A 22,575-nucleotide genomic window follows, 5' to 3' on the forward strand; every position below is an offset into this window, starting at 1 on the left:
GCACGGTTAGACACACCTCCCAGAAATAAAGTAAGGTTAGACTTACCTAATAAGGACGGTGTTTACGTGGACGATAGTGTAACAGATCAGGTTGTTGAAGGCGAGTATGGATCCGCGAAGGAAAAATCTGTCGCTGGCCAGAACGCGATCCGTCAGCTATCGCAGCCGGTGAAAGGCAAACTGTTCGTCGCGCAGGTCTTAGCGTTCGCCTCCGGGGTGTTGGCCATTGCCCCGTATGTGGCTTTGGTGGAGCTTGGCAGAGAACTTATGCAAGACCAGGTGGACCCGGCGCGGGTGAACTGGATCGTCATGCTCCTCGTCAGCGCATACATGACCCGGTTGACTTTATATTTTGTTGCATTGGGCGTGACGCATTTTATTGACCTGTCGTTGCGTAATCAGATGCGTCGGCAAATTGCCGCCCGAATGTCGACTGCTCCGCTGTCGTGGTTTACCCGCGAGGGTGAGGGGAAGATCCGCAAGACCATTCAGGATGATACGTCCACGGTGCACACAGTGATCGCGCACGGGCCGATCGAGAAACTGAACGCGATCGTATCCCCGCTCGCCTTGTTGATATATGCGTTTGTGGTGGATTGGCGACTCGCGTTGCTGTCGATTGCGACGATCCCGCTCTATGTGGGCATGTATGGCATGTCGATGCGTGGGATGAATGAGAAGACCGCCCAAATGGACACCAAGCTCGCTCAGGTTTCGGCAACGATGGCCGAGTTCGTTGCCGGTATCTCAGTGGTGAAAGCGTTCGGCAAGGTCGGCCAAGCACATAAAGCCTATTTAGATGCAGCTAACGAGTTTTCTAAGTTCTACCGGGCGTGGTGTATGCCGCTGGTGTCGATGTCGGTCGCCTCATTTTCGTGGGTGTCGATCCCGGTGTTGTTGATCGTGAACCTTGGCGGTGGCGCGTTGATGATGAACGCCGGTTGGGTGAGCATCTACGAGGTGATAACGACGACGTTGATTGCCTTGGTGTTGCCGGGAGCGTTGATGACGGTGGCAACGATCGCCTGGTCGTACCAGCTCGCAGGGTCTGCGGCAGTGAGGCTGGTGAACGTCATGGAGCTACCGGCGTTGAGTCAGCCCGATGCGCCACAGACACCACACGGTCATGATATTGAGATTCGGGGTGTGTCGTATGCCTATGACGACACCCAGGCATTAGACGAGGTGAGCCTGAGCGTTCCGGCAGGCACGGTGACCGCGCTGGTTGGTCCGTCGGGTGCGGGGAAGTCGACGTTGGCGAGTTTGATGGCCCGCTTCGATGACCCGGACGCTGGCATGATCACTATCGGCGGGGTTGATCTAAAGAGCATTTCCCAGGATGTGTTGTATTCGACGGTTGCATTTGTCCTGCAAGATGCACAGCTTATTCGCGACACCATCCACAACAACATTGCCCTGGGCGCGCCAGACGCAACCTTGGATCAGGTGCGGCAGGCGGCGCGGGCAGCGCAGATCGATGAGTTCATCATGAGCCTGCCAGATGGTTACGACACCGTGTTGGGGGAGGACACCCACGTTTCGGGCGGGCAGGCAGCCCGTATCGCGATCGCTCGGGCGCTCATGGTTGATGCCCCAGTGTTGGTGCTGGACGAGGCGACGGCGATGGCGGACCCGGAATCGGAATCGAAAATCCAACAAGCTCTCTCGACTCTTGCCAAAGGCAGAACCGTGATTGTGATCGCCCACCGACTGGCCTCGATCAGAGGGGCAGACCAAATCGTCGTCATGGAACGCGGGCGCATTGCTGTGGTCGGTAAACACGACGAGCTGTTGGGTAATGCGCACTATCAGGCACTTCTTGCCCAAGGTGCATGCGAGGAGATGACACGATGAATCAACTATTGCTGCCACGCTTTAAGCGTTTGATGGAACCCGCCTCGTGGCGAGACCTCTCGGTCGGTCAAGCGTGGGGTGCGGTCTCAGGACTGTGTCACGGCTTTGCCCTGCTGACTCTGCTTCCCGCAGCAAGTGCCCTAGCAACCGGAATGCCGGTGTGGGGGCTGTCGTTTTCGGGCTGGCTCATCGCCTTGGCAGTGATCGCGATGCTGGGCGTGGGCACGGAGTTTTATGGCATGCGCACCGGCTATATCGGCGCGCTCGGATTCATTCACGACGTCCACCAAGCGGTCGGCAACAAGGTAGCCCGCCTACCGTTGGGAGTGTTCGATTCGGGTAGCTCTGGACGGCTGTCGCGCATGGTCACCCAGGAAATGATGAACCTGGGCGAGTCAGCGGCACATTTCATTTTCTCCCTCGTCCAAAAACTCTCAGCCGTGCTGGTGATCACTGTGGGAACCTGGTTCTGGGATTGGCGACTGGGCCTGACCTTGACGATCGCCTTCCCGATCATGCTCGCCTTCCTCCATATTTCCCGCGTGCTTCTTGATAAAGGTAAGCAGGTTTCCGAACCAGCCGAATCGGAGCTGGCGGCTCGCATGGTCGAATTCGCCACCTGCCAAGGCGCGCTGCGCTCCTGCCATGTCGCCGACGACTACCCGGCCCTTGATCGGGCATTCAAACAGGCTGACCGCAAGGGTCGCAAAGCATTGTGGATCGAAACATTAGCGAACCTGATTAATGGAATGTTCGTCCAAGCGCTCATTGTGGTGATGATCTGGCTGACCGCCCAACTCGCCCTCGGCGGGCAAATGAATGCGCTGAACGCCGTGGTCACAATCGGCATGTGCCTGCGGTTCACCACCATGCTCCAAGACATCGGTGGCTGCATGACCGGGCTGGAAGAACGCCGCCAGCAGATGAACCACGTCGACAAGGTCATGGATGCCCCCGAACTGTCCGAACCCGATGCCTCTACACCGATAAACGCCCCTGGTGATGTTCGTTTCGAGGACGTCACCTTCAGCTACGATCCGGACACCCCGGTTCTCCGTGATATTTCCTTCCATGTCCCGCAAGGTGGCATGTGTGCCCTGGTTGGTCCATCTGGGTGCGGGAAGACGACGATCGCCCGGTTGGTTGCACGTTTCTGGGATGTGCAGTCCGGCAGCGTGCGCGTTGGCGAAGTGGACGTGCGCGAGCAGACCATCGAAGACCTGATGCGCCAGGTGTCTCTCGTCTTCCAAGACGTCTACTTATTCAACGACACTCTCGAAGCCAACATTCGCCTTGGCAACCCAGAAGCCACCGATGAAGAAATCAGGTGGGCGGCTGACCTGTCGGGCGTGACGGAAATCGTCAACCGCCTCCCAGACGGCTGGAATTCATTGGCGGGTTCTGGCGGGCGTGCACTGTCAGGTGGGGAACGCCAACGAGTGTCCATCGCTCGCGCCTTGGTGAAGAAAGCCCCAATCGTGCTGTTCGACGAGGCCACCAGCGCGTTGGACGCGGAAAATGAAGCCAACATTGTTGCGGCGATGAATGAGCTACGCAAACACTCCACACTGATTGTCATCGCCCACAAACTTGAAACCATTCGCCAAGCTGACCAAATCATTGTGCTCTCCCACGGTGGGCGTATCGCTCAGCGCGGGCCTCACGACGAGCTGGTCAACCAGTCTGGCCAATACCGCGATTTCTGGCAAGAACGCATCAACGCCGCCGGATGGCAACTCGTCTAAAACACAGCACTGTTCATAATCATGAAAGGAATAACTATGTCCACACCCACGTCCTCGCGCCTCAACGCGCGCGACTTCATCAACATCGGCGTCTTCACCGCTTTGATGTTCGTCATCGTGTTTGCATTCGGAATGCTCGGGTTCATCCCCGCCGCCATGTATGCCGGTTTCTTGCTTTCTATCCTCGTTAACGGCATCGTCTTTGCGCTGTTCACAGCACGCACTCCGAAGATGGGGGCGTTGACAATCATGCTGATTATCATCGAAATCCTCTTTTTCGTGACCGGTCACTGGGTGGGAGGCATCGCGGTGGCCGCTGTGTTCGGCCTGCTCGCCGACCTAGTCATCACCAAGGGGCCGAAGAACGTGAAGGTTCGCGTCCCGCTGGCATACGCACTGTTTATTCTGCCGATCTATGTTTCCCCGTGGATGCCGCTGTTTATGAACCAAGACGCATATATGTCGCAGATCGCCGAACAAATGGGCGCAGAGTACGCCGCCAAGATGGCGCAGGTTGTCACGATTCCGATTCTACTGGGCTTCTTCGTCGTGATGCTCATCGTTGGCTGGCTTGCTGGTCTGTTGGGAACCAGGGTCGCGCGCAAACACTTTGAACGGGCCGGTCTTGTCTAAACTTCCCGACCCGCGCACGATTATCGTAGCGCTCGTCATCGTCTCCACCACGATCTACAGTGCCTACTCGCCGTGGTTCGTGTGTGCTCTGGGCGGATTCGCCGCCGTGATGCTGGCGAGCGCTGCGATCAACCCCAACACGCTCGTGCGCCCGAGCTGGGTGGCCGTCTACCTGGCCACGTTTGCGGTCCTCAGCGGGCTCGTCTTCGTGATACCACTGGTGTGGAAGTCAACGGCCAGCGCGTTCCTCGTGCTGTTTTTGCAGTGGATGTGGCGATTCAGTGTCAGCGCAGGAATGGGAGCCTACGCGATCGGCGTGATCCGACCCGCCACCTTGCAAAAAGCACTCGCCAGCTCACGGATCCCGGCCTGTTTCACGATCCCAATCTCGGTTGCCTTACGTGTGCTGCCCGTGATCGGCCACGAGGTTAAAGCGATCTCAGATGCCATGAAACTACGCGGCATGTCCGCGCTTTCCCTGCGTGCGGCGCAATACTTCACAATCCCGCTGCTATCGACCGTGGTACGCAGCGGGGACGAACTGGCATCGGCTGCCCTCGTGCGCGGACTGGGCGGAACCGCAAAGCCCACCTCAGTCACAGTCGTGAAATTCCGTGTGATCGACGCAGTCATTCTGCTCATCGTTATCGGCTTCGCGATATGGAGAATCGTCCTATGACAACAGCCCAAGCCACCGGCGTCACCTTCACCTATCGAGGAGCAGACCACCCCTCAATCAACGACGCAACCATCACCATCACACCCGGAACCGTCACCTTGCTGTGTGGCGCGTCAGGGTCAGGAAAAACCACCGCACTACGGCTATTTAACGGGCTCATCCCGCACTTCCACGACGGCGACCTCACCGGAAACGTCACAGTCGACGACATTGACGTGGCACAAACAGACCTGCCACGCCTTGCCCACCACTGTTCGACAGTGTTTCAAAACCCGCGCACCCAGTTCTACACCACCCACGTGCGCCAAGAACTCGCCTTCGGCCCAGAAAATCTCGGCCGCGCCCCGCAGGAGATTTGTGCGCGCATTGACGAGGTTGCAGCCGAGTTAGGTATCGCCGACCTGCTGGAATCCCGCGTCACACAACTATCAGGCGGACAGATGCAACGCGTGGCCTGCGCCGTCGCCATGTGCAACAACACGTCGCTGATCGTCTTTGACGAGCCGACTGCGAACTTGTCCGCTGACGTTATCGACCAACTCGCCACACTCATCGCCAGCCTCAAAACCGATGGACACACCATCATCATTGCTGAACACCGGCTAAGTTTCCTTTCCGGGATCGCTGACCGTGTCTACTGCTTCGACAAAGGCAACATCGTCCTCACCGCAACCGGCGAGGACTTCTACGCCACGCCAGAGGCGGAACGCAAACACCTTGGACTACGGTCCCTTGTTCCCGTGTCCATTCCACAACTCCCGCCACCAGCAGGGAACGGGCTCACGATCGACAACCTCACCTTTGCCTACCGCCACGGAAACACAGTCCTCAATATTAACCACGTGTTGTTTCCGGCAGGGAAAATCACAGCGCTCCTCGGCCCGTGCGGGTCAGGGAAATCAACACTGGCACGCATCATCTGCGGACTCGAAAAAGCCAAAGGTGCCTCCATCACACTCGGCGGACAAAAATTCACCAGCCGCGACGCCTACCTTGTGATGCAAGACCCTACCCGACAGTTGTTCTCAGATACCGTCATCGACGAAGTCACGCTCGGCACGACCAAAGCCGAAAAGCAACACATCGATGCCCACGCGATCCTTGAAGAACTCGACCTTGCCGACCACGAGGCTGATCATCCCCAAGCACTCTCTGGCGGGCAACGTCAACGTCTGGTTATTGCTACAGCACTGGCTGCGAACAAGAAAGTTTACATCTTCGACGAGCCCACATCCGGTGTTGGCTACAAGCACCTTGTCGCGATTTCCCGAGTAATGCGTAAACTCGCTGACACCGGTGCCGTCGTCATCGTCATCACCCACGATGCCGAACTCGTTACCGAGGTCGCCGATCATAGCGTCCGCCTCGATCAAATCAACGCCTGCTAACGCAAACGCCCGCTCAACCAAAAGAGAGGAAAGCGTTTCCGCAGGTCAGGGAAAACGCGCTATACACTCGCTAACGCTTTGACCCCCTTGGGGCATACTCGCTAACGCAAACGCCTACTTATCATTTTCGACGTCATAGTGGAGCGGGTGACGAGAATCGAACTCGCCTCTACAGCTTGGGAAGCTGTCGTTCTACCGATGAACTACACCCGCGTTGGCATCTAGCCGCCTTTAGAGTATAACCAGTACCGGCGCTCCACTCAAGACGAGCGTTTAAAGTGAGAATAAAGACCGGAAACGATGAGCTAAGCGGCTAGCTTGGGCTCATCAACCCCAGGGAGGGACAAATGACTTTCGTAGTAGCGCTAGCGGCGATATGCGATGGCAAACTACTATGCGCGCAGCGATCCTACCCCGAAAAACTACGCGGCAAATGGGAGCTACCAGGTGGAAAAGTGCGCGAAGGCGAGGAACCAGTGGCAGCATTGGTACGGGAAATAAAAGAGGAACTCGACTGGGAGATCCCTCCCTCCCAGTTGGGGCAGATTTTACCCGGACCGCTCCCGGCGGGGAACTGGCCGCTACTAAAAGGCGCCCAGATGCGAGTAATGCTTTACTATCCCCGTGATATACCTGTCCTGCAAGCAGGGAATTCACATCTCAGCTTACAGTGGAGCCTGGCAGAAAAAGTAACGCAGCTAGACTGGCTAGAACCCGACTTACCTATCGCCGAAGCGTTAAGTCGACTCCTCAAAAAAACCAGCCTAGCTGCGTCCTCAAAATAGATACGAAGCGGGGGGCAAGCTAAAAGCCCCAGCTAACTTAGCCTCAGTTATCTTTTAGCCCCATGGCCTCAAACAACAGGTAGATCGGGTGAACAGCCGGCTTGCCGCCGCCCTTCTCCAACTGCCAGCGACAAGTCTCGGTGTCCGAAACTACCAGGTCAGAGTTGGTGCTCTTAATCTTGTCGAATGCGGTCTTACCTACTGCCTGTGCAATGTCGTACTTTTCACGCTTCAACCCGTAGGTACCGGCAATCCCGCAGCAGGTAGCGCCTGATTCGTGGACGGTCAGGCCGGGAATCTTATCCAGTAGCTGCTTGCCCGGGGTACCGATCCCGGTGGATTTTAGCTGACAAGGCGCGTGGTAAGTAACCGTCAGGTTCATCGGCTCCAGATTATCTAGATCCAGTTCGCCCCGGTCATACAAATCCAGCAGGAACTCGGAAATATCCCAGATGCGCCGCGAAACCTGTGCGAGTTCCTCATCTTGAACTCCCAGAATCTCACGGGCTTCATGCTTGACCATGCCCACACAGGATCCGGAAGACCCGATAATTGTCAGGTCATCCCCGGGGACGTTCAAATCATGCGCCAGCTTGCGAATCAGTTTCTTTGCCCCGTCATAAAGACCGTTAGACTGCTGCGCTAATCCACAACAACCATGGGGAGGTACTAACACCTCGTATCCCAAGTACTCGAGAATCTGCACCGAGCGAATAGAGGTAGTAGTTTCGAAGAACTCTCCTGCACAACCATGGAAGAACACTACCTTGCCCTTGGTGGGAGCAGGAGCGGTGCGGGCATGCTTCTTGAACCATTTTTCAAAACTGAACCCGTCAGCCACCGGCATCGGCGCCTCATGGTGAATCCCGAAAGTCTTCTCTACAATCTGGCGAATCGGTTTTTGTCGGAGCGCCCAGTTCGCCAGCGGCGCCACCGGGGTCATCGCTTTACCCATAAACATAGTGTTGGAAATCAGCACGTCCCGCAGCGGGCGTCCATTTTGCTGCTTCATCGCGGCACGCGCCACGTTATTTAGCTCAGCCACTTTGACGCCCTGCGGACATACCAAAGTACAAGTCCCGCAGCTGGAGCAGTAATCAATGGTGTGATCAACCGAAAACCCCTTGCGGAACCGTTCCGCTTGGGGACCCACATATTTAGGTCCCGGGAAAAGAGGAGTAACTGCCGCTACCGGGCATTGAGTTTCACAAATCGTGCATTTGACGCAAGCATCCAAGCTGGCGCGCATCAGCGGATTGAACTCGGGTTTATTACGTAAATCCTTAGTCATTGGTATCCCCCAAAATCGTGTCACAAGCCCGCAAAGCGGAAGCTAGCGCAATGCCGTCACCGGACTTTTCCCGCCACCGGGTGGCTCCCGCTAGTAACCCGCCAGCGGCATACAGGTTCTGATATAGTGAATCCCCGGAAGCATCAAGTACCCGCATCTGGGAATCGACCTGTACCCCCACTTCGAACAGGGGTTGATCCGGTCCCCAATAGTCGTCATGAACTAGCGGCCCGGTCGGGATTGTCAGCGGCAAATCAAAGGCTCTTTCCTTAACGTTCCAGTAAGAATCCACATTCAAAGTTCCAGACTCAAAGCCCCCACCAGCGTAGATAAAGTGCTTAGCTTTGATAATGGTGTCAGAGCCCGCAGAGTTGATAGTAACCGATTCCACCCGACCATCTCGGGCGGTAAGTCCGGTCACTTCACTGCCGATAATGTAGCGTACTCCCAGATCACGCACCATTTGCGTCATAGTTTCATTGATTCGCATTCCCGGAATAGAGGGAGGTAGCGCGGGAATCTCGAAAACCTCATGACCCAGACGGCGAGCAATATCCTTCCAGGCGCCCCGATCTTTCAGTCCTAACACCGCTGGGAAACCAACCACTTCCCCCTCTTTCAAATGAGGTTTAACCTGGTCACAGAATTTTGTGCGGAAATCTTCGGTGTCGAGGGCGCGTGCGAAGTTCAAGCCGGACGTATCCATTTCGTCTTTACGTACCGCAATATCTATCCATATATGTCGGGCGTTAACTTTACCCCCGCCGGGAATCTCTGCCTTTTCTAGATTTTCGGCCACCATCTGTGGGTAAAAGTCTTTCAGGCGGCGTAGTCCCACAATTACGTACTTCTTACCATCTTCGGGAGCTCCCGCCAGCATTGACGGTTGGGGTAGGCAGGTGGGACGCCAAGCGCCCAGACAGGTGGGCAAGAACACGTTCTTATCGGGGCTGCCGACGAGCAAATCTGCCCCCAACTGCTCTTTTAGCCAGTTTGCAGAGTCGGTAACTGTCTGGGATCCCAGTTTCCCGTAAGGGTGGGATTCGGGTAATTTATCAATCGCCTCGAGAGGGTTATCTACCCGCTCCGGCCCGTATCCATACAGGTCAATCGTGCCTTGTCCCAGCTGGATACCCCCGATGCCCTTGGTTACTAGATCAACTTCCTGTCCGGCCTGAAGCAGGCGAACTGCGGCACTAAGTCCGGAAAGGCCAGCGCCGATTACTACTACGTCTCTCATGCGAGTGCCTCCTTTACGGTTTCCCGCTCCTGTCTATCGCGTTCTTGTTCTACTGGGTTGAGTGCCACCTCGCTAAGTTGTGTTTTTCCCGGTACGTGCGCAAGGTCAAAAATCCCCTGCATAATCCAGTTATCGAGGGCGACTTCCCGGACGGACTCCCCGAAAAGAATCGGTTTGATTCCAATCCAGCGGTTTTTCATAAATAGGGAAATCATATTGGTTGCCCGCTCAACCGAGGCGGCACCCTGTTCATTTACAATCCCGGCGCAGCGCATAGAGCAGAACCCACCCTGACATGGTCCCATCCCAATCCGTAGCTGGCGGCGCAGGTCATCGAGGGAAGCATTGGGGAATTCCTGGATTTTTTCTTCCAGCATCCGCCGGGAAACCAGTTCACATTCGCAAATAATTTGGTCTTTATTCCATTGTTGTTCTCGCGCCTGCAACCGGTCAGTCAAGCGGTGTTCGCGGGCGTCTTCTTGACCGGGAACTGCTTCCAGGGCGGTGCGACAAGGACGCTCATCCTTCATAATGTCGCACATAATGTTTACAGCGCGCTCGGCCATCAGACGGCAGGTAGTTAGCTTGCCACCAGCAACGGTAAGCATGCCTTTGACCCCGTCGCGTTCCTCGTGATCCATAACCGACATGCCGCGGGACATGTGGCGCGAATCGGTAGCCGCCACCCGGTTGTCTTTGACCAGGGGGCGCGCCCCTACCCATACGTGCAGAGGACGAGAATGACGGAATCCCGGCAGGAGAGCCTCCCCAGCATCGAGCATTTGTTGGACTTCCTGGTCTTTTATTTGTAAAAAGTCGGCGCTGGATGCTACATGGTCGGTGGTGCCGATGATGGCTACCTGGTGGGCAGGCACAATCAAATCCCCATCCGAAGGGTAAACACAGCGGTTGATTACGTGATGGCATATACGGTGATTCATGGCGATCATAATGCCTGCGCCGGGAACCACATCCACATCATGGCAACCTGCTAGAGCAGCGATTTCGCCTGCCCAGGGGCCCGCGCAGTTAATTACAAACCGGCAGTCAATGCGGACTTTTTCCCCACCATTTTTGTGATCCTCACAGATGACCGCGCAAACTGCGCCATCGGTAACCTCTATAGCGGTAACCCAATGGTAGGGGAGGATTTCTGCGCCATACTCATTGGCCGACTCAGCAAACCCCCACACCATTTTCCAGCCATCAACCGTGCCATCTTGTACCGCGAAAGCCCGCTTCAGTTTCCGGTCTAGACGGGGTTCGCGCTTCAAGGCCTCGGCAGGAGAAATCTCGTAGGCAGGCACCTTGGTCTTGTTGGCGCACTCCAAGAAAATATCGGCGTGCTCTTCACTGTCTTGAGAAGTAGTAACAAACAGACCACCAGTGTCCTCAATCGCGTGAGGAATAATTTTGCGTAAAATAGCGTTCTCTTGCGCACATTCGGTTGCAGATTCAGGATCTGATTTTACGTAGCGTCCTCCCGAATGGAGTAAGCCATGAAACCTAGCAGTAGTGCCCTGAGCTAAATCCACCCGATCTACCAGTGCAGTTTTAAATCCGCGCATAGCAACATCGCGTACCACGGCGCTGCCAGTGGAGCCACCACCAATCACCACCACATCGACTTCTAGTTTTTTCACCCTTTGCCTCCAGAATCAAACGCGGCCTCGCTGCCGCGCCTTCAGCTATTTCCTCAGGATTTGCTCCTGTGGCTCTTTTTTAGGGTATATCGTGCGAGTATCTCTCGCCCCAGATAGTACTCACTTTGCACATATTTTCTCTTCTGTATTTTCTTAATACACGTCCTCTCAGGAGCGAAAAGCGTGCTAGCTGCAATTAATCCTTCGGAAGGCGTTGCACAGATTTTCAGCCCTATAGGGTGGGCAATCCTACTAACTGGGCAAAGGCGGTACTATACTTGCCAGGTGTCAAAACCTCCTTCCTCGCCGCTAGTGCAGTTAACCCTGCCGCTCTATGCGCCCTCACTGACTTGGGGGATCGGGCTGGGAACCTTGAATGCGGTTATGGTGATCACCGCCTTGGAATTGGGGATGCACGCGTCCTTAGCTTCGGCGCTGGTAGGAATTGCGGGCATCACCGCAGTCATAACCGGCCCGCTTATCGGGCGTTTCGTTGATCGGCTAGGAGACCGCAACGCCCTAATTACGGGTTCTGTGTTAGCTACCTTCGCCCTGGTTGCCACCCTGATTTCTTTGCGGTTTTCCGGACACAGATTCGCGCAACTGATTTACCTCGGCGCAATAGTAGCATTGGCGCTGTCCAGCGGAATTTGGCAGCTAGGGCGGCAATGTTACGTAACCGAAACGGTTCCGGTAGCTTTTAGAGCCCGGGCAATGGCCATGTTAGGAGGAATCGCTCGGCTTGGACGTCTGTTAGGTCCCGCCATTGGCGCGGCAGTTATTGCCGCCTGGGGAGTTGCGGGAGCATTCTATTTGCAGATAGTAACGGCGCTGCTAGCGGCGGCATTAGTGGCCATATTTACCGCCCCAGATCCGCAAATGTTAGCAGCGGGCGCGACCGGAATAAAAACCGCTGCCCCGAAATCGGTGGAAACTCCCGCTGCCAGCAGTATTCCCCCGCAGGTGGCGGAGCGATCTTCCTCCGACGCACTAGCCACCGCCCTGCTGGCGGTGTGTGCAGTATTGCTGTCACTGGTGCGAGCAGGACAGATAGTGATAGTACCACTGGTAGGGCGAGCCCTAGCGGTGTCTAATGAAGTTATTTCCGCAACCTTCGCGGTTAGCGCCCTGCTGGATGTGGCAGTGTTCTATGCCTCCGGGCAGCTAATGGATCGCTTCGGGCGCCGCGCTGCCATCATCCCTTCCCTGACGATTATGGGCGTCGGATTCATCGCTTTAGGTATGGCAGGGAGCCTGGTGCCCTATTTCATCTCTGCCTGCACCGTAGGGCTCGGCAACGGGCTGGCTGCTGGAATTTTGTTCACAATGGGAGCTGACCTATCTCCCGAGGTAGGACGCTCGCGGTTTTTAGGAATCTGGCAATCTATTTCCCAAATCGGCCCTACGGTAGGTCCTTTCCTTACCTCCGCCATAGTGGGATTTGCCAGCGCGGCAACAGCAGCCGAAATTACCGGGATACTAGCTTTTAGTGGCTGCCTGTGGTCATTTTTCGCCATCCCGCGTGCCTATCGCCGGATTGGGATGGATGAGCGTGCGCGTCCTCTGTAATATCCAGTAGTAAAACCCGATAGGCAGAAGATAGCTAGCAGCTGCCCCTAATACCTATCCCGGCTGCGCTAGACTGAAGCCATGCTTTTATCTGACCGTGACATTGCCAAGCTGTGTGCCTCCGGGGAAGTTGAGATTTCCCCCTTTGACCCCCAAATGATTCAGCCCGCCTCTATCGATGTGCGCCTGGATCGTTACTTTCGTCTCTTCGATAACCATAAATACTCGGTAATTGACCCGGCGCTGCCCCAAGACGACCTCACCCATTTGATAGATGTAGGGGAGAATGCGCCCTTTGTGCTGCACCCCGGCGAGTTCGTATTAGGATCCACTCTGGAGCGGGTGCGCCTAGCCGACAATGTGGCTGCCCGCCTGGAAGGGAAATCATCGTTGGGACGCCTGGGGCTGCTCACTCACTCCACTGCCGGTTTTATCGATCCTGGTTTTAACGGTCACGTGACTTTGGAACTATCAAATACCGCAACTATGCCGATTCTGCTCTACCCAGGTATGAAAATCGGTCAGCTATGTTTCTTCCAGTTATCTTCCTCGGCAGAAAAACCGTATGGCTCTAAGGCTCGAGGATCGCGTTACCAGGGACAACGTGGGCCGACCGCCTCCCGATCCTACCTGGGATTTAGCTGCAGTGAAGTTCCGGAAATGGAAGAAATGTAGTGAGCGATAATCCGCTTACTGATACCTCTACCTTTGCGCGGATTGAAACTGGCAAAGTTCCTGCGCTGCGCCTAACTGAGCAGGGAATACAAACTCAAACCCAAGCGGCAGCTATCAATCCGGGAGCCGCCTATATGCGCAGTCAGGGCTTGCTGAAAGCCGCTGACTTTACCCCGGCAGGTTGCCCACAATTGGTAGTTTTCCCCGCGGAAGTCACCCCGGAAGAGATAGAGGCACTGGCGGTCTCTCTTTGGGAGGACGCAGGCTGGGTGAGCCCCGGCAGGTTGCGCCTGAGTGGACAGGCGGAACTTAATGGCCCTTTCTCTCTTGACCAGCAAATTCGTGAATGCTTGCAGCTTCCCCCGTATTCCCAGATTGCCTTTCGCCTGGACTGTCCGCGCTGCCGTAGCGGAGAACTAGCAGAAGAATTACGGGGAATTGACCCGCTCACCGATGCCTTTGCCGCCAGTGAGCCGATTGGTCTGGAATATGATGCGCTCAGTGGCTTGCTGGCGATTTGCCGCCGCCTAGGAGGGAGTCTGCGGGTCGGACCAGGTAATCGCGCTACTGGTTCACCGGCGCAGATACTTTCCCCCGACCCGGACTCGGCGGTTAATCTAGCGATTTATTCCCCTTATTGGATAGAAAAAAATGCTTTAAAGCAACTGCTAGAACCAGTGTTGGGAGAATTGAGTACCGATCCCGGAGCCCCCGATCGCCCCAGTCGCGCTCAGCAGCGTCTTAACCAGGAAGCCGAAGCCCTGGTAAGCGCCCAATTGGGGGAAGAAAAACTTGCGTGGATAGCCGCAGAGGCAGCCGCATTCGATAAAGAGGTGGGCAGTCAGCTAAATCAGAGCAATACATTAGCCCTTTACGGCTCCCTGGGGTCAGGGGCAGATTTCTTCTTGGGGGTCGAAACCAGCCTGCAGGTACCGACATCCTTGCGCTTTCACCCTCATCATGGAAAACCTTTCGCAATCTACCAGCTGCAATGGCTAGGGCAGCCGCCAGGGAATAGGCGTCTTAGTCGCGTAGAGCGGGTGGCGCGGATGAAAGTAATAAACGCGTTTGAGGACGCGGCTCGTCTCTTGGCGCAGGTAGCTGCAGGAGCCGTCATAGACGAAGATTCCTTCCTGGTAACTTGGAATTAGTTTTCCTGTCACCAATAGTTGCGGCAGCAAGTAACCTCCCGACTGTCACAATTGTCAAGAACGAATAAAAGGCTCAGCTTAAATCGCCAGATAAACTAGAAAAGTTTTCCTGGCGGCGGCTAGAATTCAGCGGTAATCACCAGGCGCAAGGATTTAAATGATTTCAAATAATGAGGTCGCCTCTCCTAGACGGCATTCAGAAGTTATGCAAGTGCTATCGGGATTACTGATGGTGCTGTTCGTGGCGGTAATGTCGGTAACTATCATCGGTACCGCGCTGCCCACAATGATGGCGGCACTTAGCGGCAGCGAATCTCAATACACCTGGATTGTTACCGCCATGATGCTCTCCGCTACGGTAGCCACCCCGGTTTCGGGGAAACTGGCCGACATGTATGACTCCAAGAAGCTGCTAATTGGGGCCATCGGGCTCTTCACTTTGGGATCTTTACTGTCCGGAGCGGTTAATGCCGCCTGGCAATTAATATTTACTCGCATCTTGCAGGGCTTAGGCATGGGTTCGATTATGTCCTTGACCCAAGTGGTTATGGCGCTGATTATTCCGCCGCGCGAACGCGGACGCTACAACGGTTATATTGGGGCAATCATGGCAATTGCCAATATCTCCGGGCCGCTAGTTGGCGGTTTCATAGTGGCGACTCCTTGGTTGGGATGGCGTTGGTGTTTGTGGATTTCTATCCCCTTCTCCCTGGCGGCCATGGTGGTTCTTTGGCGCTTCTTGAAGGTTCCCACCCCGCAAATCACTAAACCGAGAATTGATTTTTTGGGTACTGCCCTGATTACTGCCTCAGTTTCCGGTACCTTGATTTGGCTGTCGCTGGTCGGTAAGACTTTTGCGTTTGCCTCTTGGCAAACCGCGGTGATGCTGGCTTTAGCGGCAATTTTCCTGGTGACATTCGTGCTATGGGAGCTACATTTTCCCGAACCCATTATCCCAATGTGGATGTTTACCCGGCGTACCACCCTGCTGGCAATTTTAGGGTCAATCTCAGTGGGAACTGCCTTAAATGCTCCGCCTTTGTTCTTCACCCAGTTTTTTCAAATCGCCAAGGATATGAACCCGGCACTAGCGGGGATGGCGTTACTTCCGGGTATGGTCGGTACCTTTATTTCCTCCACTTTAATCGGGGTACTGGTTTCCCGTATAGGGCGCTGGAAACGTTTTGTGGTCGGCGGTTTTGTGGTTATGTGTCTTGGGATTTTCCTCATTACCCTGATTGATAAAAACAGTCCCTACTGGTTTTGCGCCTTGGGAATGTTCCTGTTGGGAGCCGGTCAAGGTGCCAGTATGCAAAACCTGGTTCTAGCGGTACAAAACGGGGTGAAACTACGCGATATGGGGGCTGCCACTTCCACGGTTACATTTTGTCGTTCCATGGGTGGCGCGATTGGCATCCAAATCTGTGGTTTCGTGTTCACCTGGGAAATTGCCCGTCAAGTCAGCGAGGGGATGGCAAAGCTAGGGGAAAAAGGTGCCGCCATGGCTGAAGCTTCTACCTTAGAGTTGGACAAGCTAACCCCCGCCCAACAGCAGGTGGTGCGCGCTGCCTACGCGGGTGCTTTAGGGGATATTTTTGTGCCGCTCCTGGTGCTTTCTCTAATCGGATTAGTTTGCGTAACCCTCATGAAAGGTAGTGAACTGATTTCCGAATATGCCGAGCATGAAGCCGACAGACACCAGGCAACCGAACGTGAACGTGAATTGGTGCGCCGCGCCCTCGAAAAAGATCAAATAAGTAAAGACCTCTCTGCCCTTGCGCAAAAACGGGGGCAAAGGGTAAAAACCGGCGAAGAACACCCCGCCGAAGATGCCCAGGCAAGCGGGGAGGGCGCGCCCGATTCAGCGGACATTACGCACCAGGATTTAACAGAAAAACCCGATGCAGGTGAGCGGGATTCGGGAGCAGCAAAACCTAACCTAGGGTAGTTTAGAGATAACTAACAAGGCGGAAAGGCAAACCATGGATATTGGGTGGAAAGTAGCAAGCGCCGCCAGCTTGGCGGGCGCCGGACTGGTAGCAAACCTGGTAATTAACGCCGGCTGGAAGCTGGTGACCGGGCATAAACCTCCTCAAGATGGGGAAGAAGCGGCACAGTCTTCGCTACTGGAGGTAGTGCTGTTTGCGGCGATCTCGGGGGTGGCAGTTACTTTGATTCAGCGGGCAGCCATGCGCCGCACCAACAGCTGGTATGGGGGACGCCATAAGGACGTCCTCGACCTGGGTAACTAAAGTTCCCCAAAGTGTGTTAACCAGTATTAACACGCCCTTTTAGAGACTAAAGAATCACTGGTGATAAGCTCTAGGTGACAGTAACGACAGGGGAGCCAAATAGGCTGAGAGTGTCCAGGTGGACAGACCCTCGCACCTGAACCAGGTAATGCTGGCGCAGGAAGTCGAGTCTCTTACTTGCGCCCGCAAGTCCCCTCCTGACAAATGGAGGGAAAAATGCGCAAACTCGCGCGATTTACCGCAACCCTAGCAATCGGAGCTTTGGCTCTGGGACTAAGCGGTTGTGGAAACGATAAAAGTTCCACCCCCACCAAAGGGGATAGCAACAAGGTAACTATTGTTACCAATGGCAGTTGGACGCTAGGCAAAGAATCTTTAGCCAAAGCTAAAGCCGCTACCGGGCAAGAAATTAAGCTGGTCAACGGGGAAGAATCGGGTACCCTCGATTCCAAATTAATCTTGCGTAAAGATTCTCCGCTGGGCGATCTGGCGGTAGGATTGACCGCCAATAACGTGGTGAAGGTAGCCAAAGCGGGGGTAATCGCGCCCTCTAAAGTTAAGGTTCCTGCTTCAGCGGAGAAATATTTGATTAAGGAAGCAGAGGGGGCGCTGCCTTTAGATCGCTCCGATGTGTGCGCCAACTACGATATTGCCTACTTCAAAGAACATAATCTGCAAGTGCCAGAAAACTTTGACGACCTGCTAAAACCAGAATATAAAGGCTTGACCGTGATTGAGAATCCCGCCAAATCTGATACCGGATTAGGGATGCTACTGGCTACGGTACAGGAAAAGGGCAAAGACGGTTTCGTTAACTACTGGAAAGACTTGATGGCGAACGGCACCAAAGCCGTAAACACCTGGGATGAAGCCTATAACCAAGAATTTACCCAAGGGGAAGGCAAAGGAAAATTCCCAATCGTAATGTCTTACTCCTCCTCTCCCTATTGGTCGGTTTCTGAGGACGGCAAATCTGCTCCCACCGCTAATATTGCAGGTACCTGCTATCCGGCGGTCGAATATGGGGCCGTGCTGAAGGGTGCAAAGAACGCTGCTGGTGCGGAAAAAGTTTTGAACTGGCTTTACAGCGAGGAAGGTCAGAGCGCCATTATGAGTGAAAACATCACCTATCCCATTGATGAGCAGGTGAAGCTGGATCCGAAGCTAGAGAAGTTCGCTCCCCGTCCAGAAAACGATAAGCAACTAGATCCGACGCAGATTGAGCAGAACCGCGGCGAGTGGATTCGCCAGGTGCAGGCGGTATTAGGATAGCGGCTTTATGAGGCTATCTGGCCGAAACCACCTGCTGCCAGGACGAGTACTACTCGTCCTGGCAGTGGGAATTCCTGCCCTTTTCCTGGGGATTTGCTTTTTCTATCCCGTTCTGGCACTTGCCTGGTTAGGGGTGGGGCAAGCCGGCGAAACCGGCTATTTTTCTACCTTTTGGCGAGTCCTATCTGATCCCTTCACTTGGCGGGCAATCCGGGACACCCTCATCCTGGCGCTGGGGGGAACTTTCTTCTCTACCCTGGTAGGGCTGCCCCTCGCCTGGGTACTGTACTGCTTAAATTTTCGTTTTAGAACCACCCTACGCGCGGCGATAACTATCCCCTTTGTGCTGCCGACTATCGGGGTGGCGGCCGCTTTTAAAGCGCTCCTTGCCGAGGACGGCTGGCTAGCTGGGTTAGAGCTGGACGGTACCTTTGGAGCCGTCATTTTAGCGATGGTTTTCTATAACGTTTCCTTGATAGTACGCACCGTAGGGCCGGTTTGGGCGCGCATCGATCACCGCGCCTATCAGGCAGCACGTACCTTAGGTGCCGCACCTACCCGCGCGTTTTTCACCGTTACTTTGCCGCAACTGCTGGGGGCAATCGCCTCGGCAGCCTCCCTAGTGTTTCTTTACTGCTCTTCCTCCTATTCGCTGGTGATGATTCTGGGGGGAATCGGGGTAGTGACTTTAGAGAGTCAGATTTACCAAACCACCTCGGTTGATTTAGATCTAGCGGCGGCGGCAGTCCTAGCACTACTGCAGGTAGTAATAGTTGCGGCGGCGCTAGCCGGCTCGCAACATTTTCAAAATAAGGCACGTGGCGGGGTAAAACTCAAAGCTGTTGAGAGTTCCCGACCGGCTCGCGGAAAGCAACGCTTCGCGGTCTGGGGCGCAGCCGCAGTGATTGTAATCCTGATAGCCCTGCCGATGGCGCAGGTAGTGGCACGATCATTTCGTCGCCGCGGACAGTGGACCGTGCAAAACTATCTTGACCTCACCCGTCCGGATGCCTCTATCTTGATAGAGCAACCGGTAATCAACTCTCTGGGGGTTTCGCTGCGAGCAGCACTTATCGGAGCGGTGGTCTCTACCTTGCTGGGGGCTCTAGTAGCAGCCGTGACCTCCCGGCAATATCGTAATCTTCGATTGCGGCGCGCCGCCGAGATTTTTGACTCCATAAATATGTTGCCCTTAGGGGTTTCCAGCGTGGTGATTGGTTTGGGATTCTTAATCACCCTGGCTGCTCCTCCCTGGAACCTGGCTGACAGTCCCTTCCTGCTGCCTTTAGCCCAAGCGCTCGGGGCATCTCCGCTGGTAATCCGGTTAATGCGTCCGATGCTGCAAACTATTAACCCCAAGCAAAGAGAAGCCGCCGCCGCCTTGGGGGCGCATCCTTCCCGGATATTCTTAACCATTGATGGTCCCTATATTTGGGGAGCGCTAGTAGTGGCTTTCGGTTTTGCTTTCGCGGTTTGTTTTGGGGAGTTTGGGGCGGCCTCTTTCCTGGTGATGCCAGAATCTTTAACTTTGCCGGTGATGATCTATAAACTCTCGGGAAGTGCGGGACCAGCCGAAAATGGGATGGCGATGGCCGCGGCGGTTATCCTCTGTTTAACCTGTTCTGTGGTGATGAGTGCAGTAGAAGCTCTGCGAAAAAGAAAAGTTGGTGAATACTAATGGATGGCTTAACTATTTCCCAAGCGCGGGTGCAATATGGGCAGGTGGAAGCGGTTAAAGATCTCAGTATCGAGGTTCCGCTAGGTACGGTAACTGCGCTCCTGGGACCTTCGGGGTGCGGAAAGTCTTCGCTCCTGCGCGCAATTGCGGGACTGGAACCTTTAGCGGCAGGCAGTATTTCTTGGCGCGGACGCAATATGGAGCAGGTACCGGTACATCAACGTCACTTCGGAATGATGTTCCAAGATGGACAACTTTTTCCCAGTCGCAATGTAAGCGGCAATATCGCCTATGGAATTGCGCATCTTCCTAAAGTGAAAAGGCAAGAAAAAGTTACAGAACTACTGGATAGTGTGGGTTTAAGTGGTTATCAAGATCGCACTATTGACACCCTCTCTGGTGGGCAAGCCCAGCGAGTGGCGCTAGCGCGCTGTCTAGCTCCCCAGCCTGAGCTGCTACTGCTAGACGAACCTTTGTCTGCTCTTGATCGGGCGTTGCGCGAGGAGCTGGTGATTACCCTGCGTAACATTATCCGGAGCCTGGAATTAACGGTCGTCTATGTAACCCATGATCAAGATGAAGCATTTTCCTTGGCAGACCAGATAGTGATTATGGATCAAGGCAAAATCTTGGCGCTAAATAGTGCCGAGGAAATCTGGACTCATCCCGGTTCCCAAGCTGCAGCCTCCTTCCTGGGGTATCGTCCCTTCCTCAGCGCTGAAGCTGCGGCAGAATTCGGCATAGAGATTGGTGAGCGCGAACAGCTAGCAGTAGCGCCGGGAGGATTAAAAATGTGCCTGGCGGAGCAAGGGGTTGCGGCTACCGCTCGAGATTTGCGGGTGCGGCGGGGAAAATATTTGGCTGAAGTTGCTTGGCGACAGGGCAGTGAAGAATATTCCGGACAGGCAGAGGCAGGATTAGGTCTACATTTGTCTAAAAAGCAAACTTCGCAAGAGGTGGGTTTACAGATTCAGCGTTCGGAAACCTGCGTAGTGCCAGTTTCTTCCTGAGCGTTTTTGCTCTGGCCACCTTCCACCTTGCCGGTACAAAGGGCAGAGATTTTCGGGTCAGCAATAGCGCTGGTCACCGTAATCGCACTGGTGGCTTTGGGGTTATCTAAACATTTGCTCATGTAGTCTTTCGCGGGTTTTCCCCGTTCCAGCTCTCCGGTATCGATAACCCGAATAACCTTTTCTGCACCTTTTAGTTTGCAGGAAACTCGGTCAAATTGAACCTGGTAGGAACTGCCAGAACCGCTCACATCGCTGACGCGAATACAGGAATCAACTGGAAAATTAAGACCAGGTTTCGCTTTGTTCATGGGGTTAGCCGCCCCCTGGGCGACACCTTGGTTTTCTGTGCTTTGTTTCCCCCAGGCTTTAAATGCTTGCGGAGATAAAGTGCGTAACTGCTTGTCCTCGCGGATGGGCGGGAAATTAGTGCCAGCGGAATCAGAAAGAGACCACAAAGTAATGCCATCGGCACTAGATATTGCTTTTAGCTCGCCCTCTTTAGTGGTGTAAAGCAAAATATCTTGGTGCAAACGTAAAGTATCCAGGTTTTCATTGAATTCCCAGAGGCGGTGCCCGTCCTGTCTGGAATAGCATCCCAGCTTTCCGCCACTAGCTATATAAAAAAACTTTTTAGTCGGTAGAATCTGGGTATCATTCCCCAACTTGAACTCGGCTTCGGTGAAAACCGCGCGTAAAGAGCGGGAGGTTTCCCAATCCATCCGGAAAAGTTTTCCCTCTTTTTGCACCATATTTAAAAGATGCCCGGTGTTATCGGCAGGAACTGTGGTGCCTTTCGGAAGAGGGGCGATATGCGAACGTTGCGGTTGGATGTAGAACGAGCGCACGCACCCATCCGCGGGACTGAGCGCCCACGCAGTGTCATCAGAGTTGCGGATCAGGCGTCCCGGGCTGGCAACTTGAATTTGGTTAGTCTGCGGATTAACCAGGTAGTTTACCCCTTTATGTCCGATTATCCATAAAGTATCTGAAAAGGTCTCAAAACTTTCTGGAGCTTGGGCGGTAGGTTGCCCATCGAGAGCGCAAGCGTCTAAATCTGGCTGGAACTGAATATCGGAGGGTTTTTGGGAAATTAATCCTTCGGCTAGCTGTTCACCGGTTTGCGAGATCCGTAGCAGGGAAAGATCCTCACCCACCAGCACAATCTGGGAGTCAGTGGTGCCGATATTTACGTAGGGATCCGCTGATTCCCAGATCCAATCAGCAGTTCCCATTTTCAGATCTACTAGGGCGATCCCAGAGCCATTGCCGGATCGATAAAGGCAAGGCAAATAGCGATTTTCTTCAGCGGAATCTGCGATGGCCTGTCGGGAGCAGGCAACCAGGGGAGCGCCTAAATCAACTGACCAGGCAGAGGTACCATCCTCAGCCAGCTGCATAATAACTGCGCTGCCAGAGTCGGTAACACCTGCGGTAATGCGGTAATCGCCATAGCTTACCGGTTCTAGTAAGGTCTGTTGACCCAGGAGGGGAATGAAGGAGTTGATGTGGTAGGCGCTGGCTTGGAAATCAGCCTGCAAAACCGGTTTGTTTTTGAAGTAACCACTGGCCTGCGCCTGGCGGGAGTTGTAGCGTAGCCATAAAAAAGTTCCCCCACAGATTATCGCTACTAAAGCTAGGGTCAGGATAACAACGACCAGCCGGAAGAGTCGGCGTTTTATTCGCAGCGCGCGAGCCACCCGCTTCCTC

The 22,575-nt window shown here is 54.6% G+C and carries 18 protein-coding genes, 1 tRNA gene and 1 riboswitch; of the genes, 14 read left to right on the forward strand and 5 right to left on the reverse strand.

Features of this window, described 5'->3' with window-relative positions; translation table 11 throughout:
* Positions 1 to 66: 66 nt before the first annotated feature.
* Genes BQ5456_RS08070 through BQ5456_RS08090 form a run of 5 tightly spaced genes read left to right on the forward strand, consistent with a single transcriptional unit; the run spans position 67 to position 6,299 of the window.
* Positions 67 to 1,854: an ABC transporter ATP-binding protein gene (locus tag BQ5456_RS08070; protein ID WP_071129520.1), complete on the forward strand. Its 1,788-nt coding sequence runs from the start codon at positions 67 to 69 to the stop codon at positions 1,852 to 1,854.
* The gene (locus BQ5456_RS08075) at positions 1,851 to 3,599 is read left to right on the forward strand and encodes an ABC transporter ATP-binding protein (RefSeq protein ID WP_071129521.1); all 1,749 of its coding nucleotides are present in this window, start codon (positions 1,851 to 1,853) and stop codon (positions 3,597 to 3,599) included. Before BQ5456_RS08070 ends, BQ5456_RS08075 begins: the two co-directional genes overlap by 4 nt.
* 36 nt (positions 3,600 to 3,635) lie before the next feature.
* Positions 3,636 to 4,232 carry an MptD family putative ECF transporter S component gene (locus BQ5456_RS08080; RefSeq protein WP_071129522.1) on the forward strand — a complete coding sequence of 199 codons (597 nt, stop codon included), beginning with the start codon at positions 3,636 to 3,638 and terminating at the stop codon, positions 4,230 to 4,232.
* On the forward strand, positions 4,225 to 4,911 hold the full coding sequence (locus BQ5456_RS08085; protein WP_071130002.1) for an energy-coupling factor transporter transmembrane component T family protein: 687 nt from the start codon (positions 4,225 to 4,227) through the stop codon (positions 4,909 to 4,911). Before BQ5456_RS08080 ends, BQ5456_RS08085 begins: the two co-directional genes overlap by 8 nt.
* The gene (locus tag BQ5456_RS08090; RefSeq protein ID WP_071129523.1) at positions 4,908 to 6,299 is read left to right on the forward strand and encodes an ABC transporter ATP-binding protein; all 1,392 of its coding nucleotides are present in this window, start codon (positions 4,908 to 4,910) and stop codon (positions 6,297 to 6,299) included. The genes BQ5456_RS08085 and BQ5456_RS08090 overlap by 4 nt, the downstream gene beginning before the upstream one ends.
* Positions 6,300 to 6,438: 139 nt before the next feature.
* Here the strand turns inward: BQ5456_RS08090 and BQ5456_RS08095 are convergent.
* Positions 6,439 to 6,512 (reverse strand) — tRNA-Gly (locus BQ5456_RS08095).
* 134 nt (positions 6,513 to 6,646) lie between these two features.
* Here BQ5456_RS08095 and BQ5456_RS08100 point away from each other — a divergent pair.
* Positions 6,647 to 7,084, forward strand: coding sequence for an NUDIX domain-containing protein (locus BQ5456_RS08100; RefSeq protein ID WP_071129524.1), 438 nt, complete (start codon positions 6,647 to 6,649; stop codon positions 7,082 to 7,084).
* Positions 7,085 to 7,127: 43 nt separating this feature from the next.
* On the opposite strand, the gene BQ5456_RS08105 is transcribed toward BQ5456_RS08100, so the two are convergent.
* From BQ5456_RS08105 to glpA, 3 genes are read right to left on the reverse strand one after another with little or no spacing between them, the layout of a single operon-like run.
* Complete coding sequence (locus tag BQ5456_RS08105; RefSeq protein WP_071129525.1) at positions 7,128 to 8,375, reverse strand: anaerobic glycerol-3-phosphate dehydrogenase subunit C; 1,248 nt, start codon at positions 8,373 to 8,375, stop codon at positions 7,128 to 7,130.
* A complete protein-coding gene (gene glpB, locus BQ5456_RS08110) occupies positions 8,368 to 9,615 on the reverse strand; it encodes a glycerol-3-phosphate dehydrogenase subunit GlpB (RefSeq protein ID WP_071129526.1) in 1,248 nt (415 codons plus the stop codon). The genes BQ5456_RS08105 and glpB overlap by 8 nt, the downstream gene beginning before the upstream one ends.
* Positions 9,612 to 11,258 carry an anaerobic glycerol-3-phosphate dehydrogenase subunit GlpA gene (gene glpA / locus BQ5456_RS08115; RefSeq protein ID WP_071129527.1) on the reverse strand — a complete coding sequence of 549 codons (1,647 nt, stop codon included), beginning with the start codon at positions 11,256 to 11,258 and terminating at the stop codon, positions 9,612 to 9,614. Before glpA ends, glpB begins: the two co-directional genes overlap by 4 nt.
* 285 nt (positions 11,259 to 11,543) lie before the next feature.
* On the opposite strand from glpA, the gene BQ5456_RS08120 reads away from it, so the two are divergent.
* From BQ5456_RS08120 to BQ5456_RS08155, 8 genes are all read left to right on the forward strand, one after another.
* Positions 11,544 to 12,827, forward strand: coding sequence for an MFS transporter (locus BQ5456_RS08120; RefSeq protein WP_143037063.1), 1,284 nt, complete (start codon positions 11,544 to 11,546; stop codon positions 12,825 to 12,827).
* 81 nt (positions 12,828 to 12,908) lie between these two features.
* A complete protein-coding gene (gene dcd / locus BQ5456_RS08125) occupies positions 12,909 to 13,502 on the forward strand; it encodes a dCTP deaminase (RefSeq protein ID WP_071129528.1) in 594 nt (197 codons plus the stop codon).
* Entirely contained in the window at positions 13,502 to 14,653 is a 1,152-nt protein-coding gene (locus tag BQ5456_RS08130; protein WP_071129529.1) for a hypothetical protein, read from the forward strand. The genes dcd and BQ5456_RS08130 overlap by 1 nt, the downstream gene beginning before the upstream one ends.
* 157 nt (positions 14,654 to 14,810) lie before the next feature.
* Positions 14,811 to 16,601, forward strand: a complete 1,791-nt coding sequence (locus tag BQ5456_RS08135; protein WP_071129530.1) for an MDR family MFS transporter — start codon at positions 14,811 to 14,813, stop codon at positions 16,599 to 16,601.
* Between the two features lie 34 nt (positions 16,602 to 16,635).
* Entirely contained in the window at positions 16,636 to 16,905 is a 270-nt protein-coding gene (locus tag BQ5456_RS08140) for a DUF4235 domain-containing protein (protein ID WP_022864877.1), read from the forward strand.
* 78 nt (positions 16,906 to 16,983) lie between these two features.
* Positions 16,984 to 17,085, forward strand: a riboswitch (TPP riboswitch).
* 36 nt (positions 17,086 to 17,121) lie between these two features.
* Positions 17,122 to 18,177 (forward strand): thiamine ABC transporter substrate-binding protein, encoded by a 1,056-nt coding sequence (locus tag BQ5456_RS08145; protein WP_071129531.1) that lies wholly within the window; start codon positions 17,122 to 17,124, stop codon positions 18,175 to 18,177.
* Positions 18,178 to 18,184: 7 nt separating this feature from the next.
* Entirely contained in the window at positions 18,185 to 19,855 is a 1,671-nt protein-coding gene (locus BQ5456_RS08150; RefSeq protein ID WP_071129532.1) for an ABC transporter permease, read from the forward strand.
* On the forward strand, positions 19,855 to 20,865 hold the full coding sequence (locus BQ5456_RS08155; RefSeq protein WP_071129533.1) for an ABC transporter ATP-binding protein: 1,011 nt from the start codon (positions 19,855 to 19,857) through the stop codon (positions 20,863 to 20,865). Before BQ5456_RS08150 ends, BQ5456_RS08155 begins: the two co-directional genes overlap by 1 nt.
* Here the strand turns inward: BQ5456_RS08155 and BQ5456_RS08160 are convergent.
* Positions 20,826 to 22,565, reverse strand: coding sequence for a PQQ-binding-like beta-propeller repeat protein (locus BQ5456_RS08160; protein WP_071129534.1), 1,740 nt, complete (start codon positions 22,563 to 22,565; stop codon positions 20,826 to 20,828). The genes BQ5456_RS08155 and BQ5456_RS08160 overlap by 40 nt on opposite strands.
* Positions 22,566 to 22,575: the final 10 nt, after the last annotated feature.

Origin of the sequence: Varibaculum massiliense (assembly GCF_900106855.1) — a bacterium.
In the GTDB taxonomy this organism is placed as follows: domain Bacteria; phylum Actinomycetota; class Actinomycetes; order Actinomycetales; family Actinomycetaceae; genus Varibaculum; species Varibaculum massiliense.

What these genes read in the sequence shown, in the direction of transcription:
- BQ5456_RS08075 (WP_071129521.1), top strand. Translation starts at nt 1,851, where the DNA reads ATGAATCAACTATTGCTGCCACGCTTTAAGCGTTTGATGGAACCCGCC.
- BQ5456_RS08080 (WP_071129522.1), top strand. Translation starts at nt 3,636, where the DNA reads ATGTCCACACCCACGTCCTCGCGCCTCAACGCGCGCGACTTCATCAAC.
- BQ5456_RS08090 (WP_071129523.1), top strand. Translation starts at nt 4,908, where the DNA reads ATGACAACAGCCCAAGCCACCGGCGTCACCTTCACCTATCGAGGAGCA.
- BQ5456_RS08100 (WP_071129524.1), top strand. Translation starts at nt 6,647, where the DNA reads ATGACTTTCGTAGTAGCGCTAGCGGCGATATGCGATGGCAAACTACTA.
- BQ5456_RS08105 (WP_071129525.1), bottom strand. Translation starts at nt 8,375, where the DNA reads ATGACTAAGGATTTACGTAATAAACCCGAGTTCAATCCGCTGATGCGC.
- glpB (WP_071129526.1), bottom strand. Translation starts at nt 9,615, where the DNA reads ATGAGAGACGTAGTAGTAATCGGCGCTGGCCTTTCCGGACTTAGTGCC.
- dcd (WP_071129528.1), top strand. Translation starts at nt 12,909, where the DNA reads ATGCTTTTATCTGACCGTGACATTGCCAAGCTGTGTGCCTCCGGGGAA.
- BQ5456_RS08135 (WP_071129530.1), top strand. Translation starts at nt 14,811, where the DNA reads ATGATTTCAAATAATGAGGTCGCCTCTCCTAGACGGCATTCAGAAGTT.
- BQ5456_RS08140 (WP_022864877.1), top strand. Translation starts at nt 16,636, where the DNA reads ATGGATATTGGGTGGAAAGTAGCAAGCGCCGCCAGCTTGGCGGGCGCC.
- BQ5456_RS08145 (WP_071129531.1), top strand. Translation starts at nt 17,122, where the DNA reads ATGCGCAAACTCGCGCGATTTACCGCAACCCTAGCAATCGGAGCTTTG.
- BQ5456_RS08150 (WP_071129532.1), top strand. Translation starts at nt 18,185, where the DNA reads ATGAGGCTATCTGGCCGAAACCACCTGCTGCCAGGACGAGTACTACTC.
- BQ5456_RS08155 (WP_071129533.1), top strand. Translation starts at nt 19,855, where the DNA reads ATGGATGGCTTAACTATTTCCCAAGCGCGGGTGCAATATGGGCAGGTG.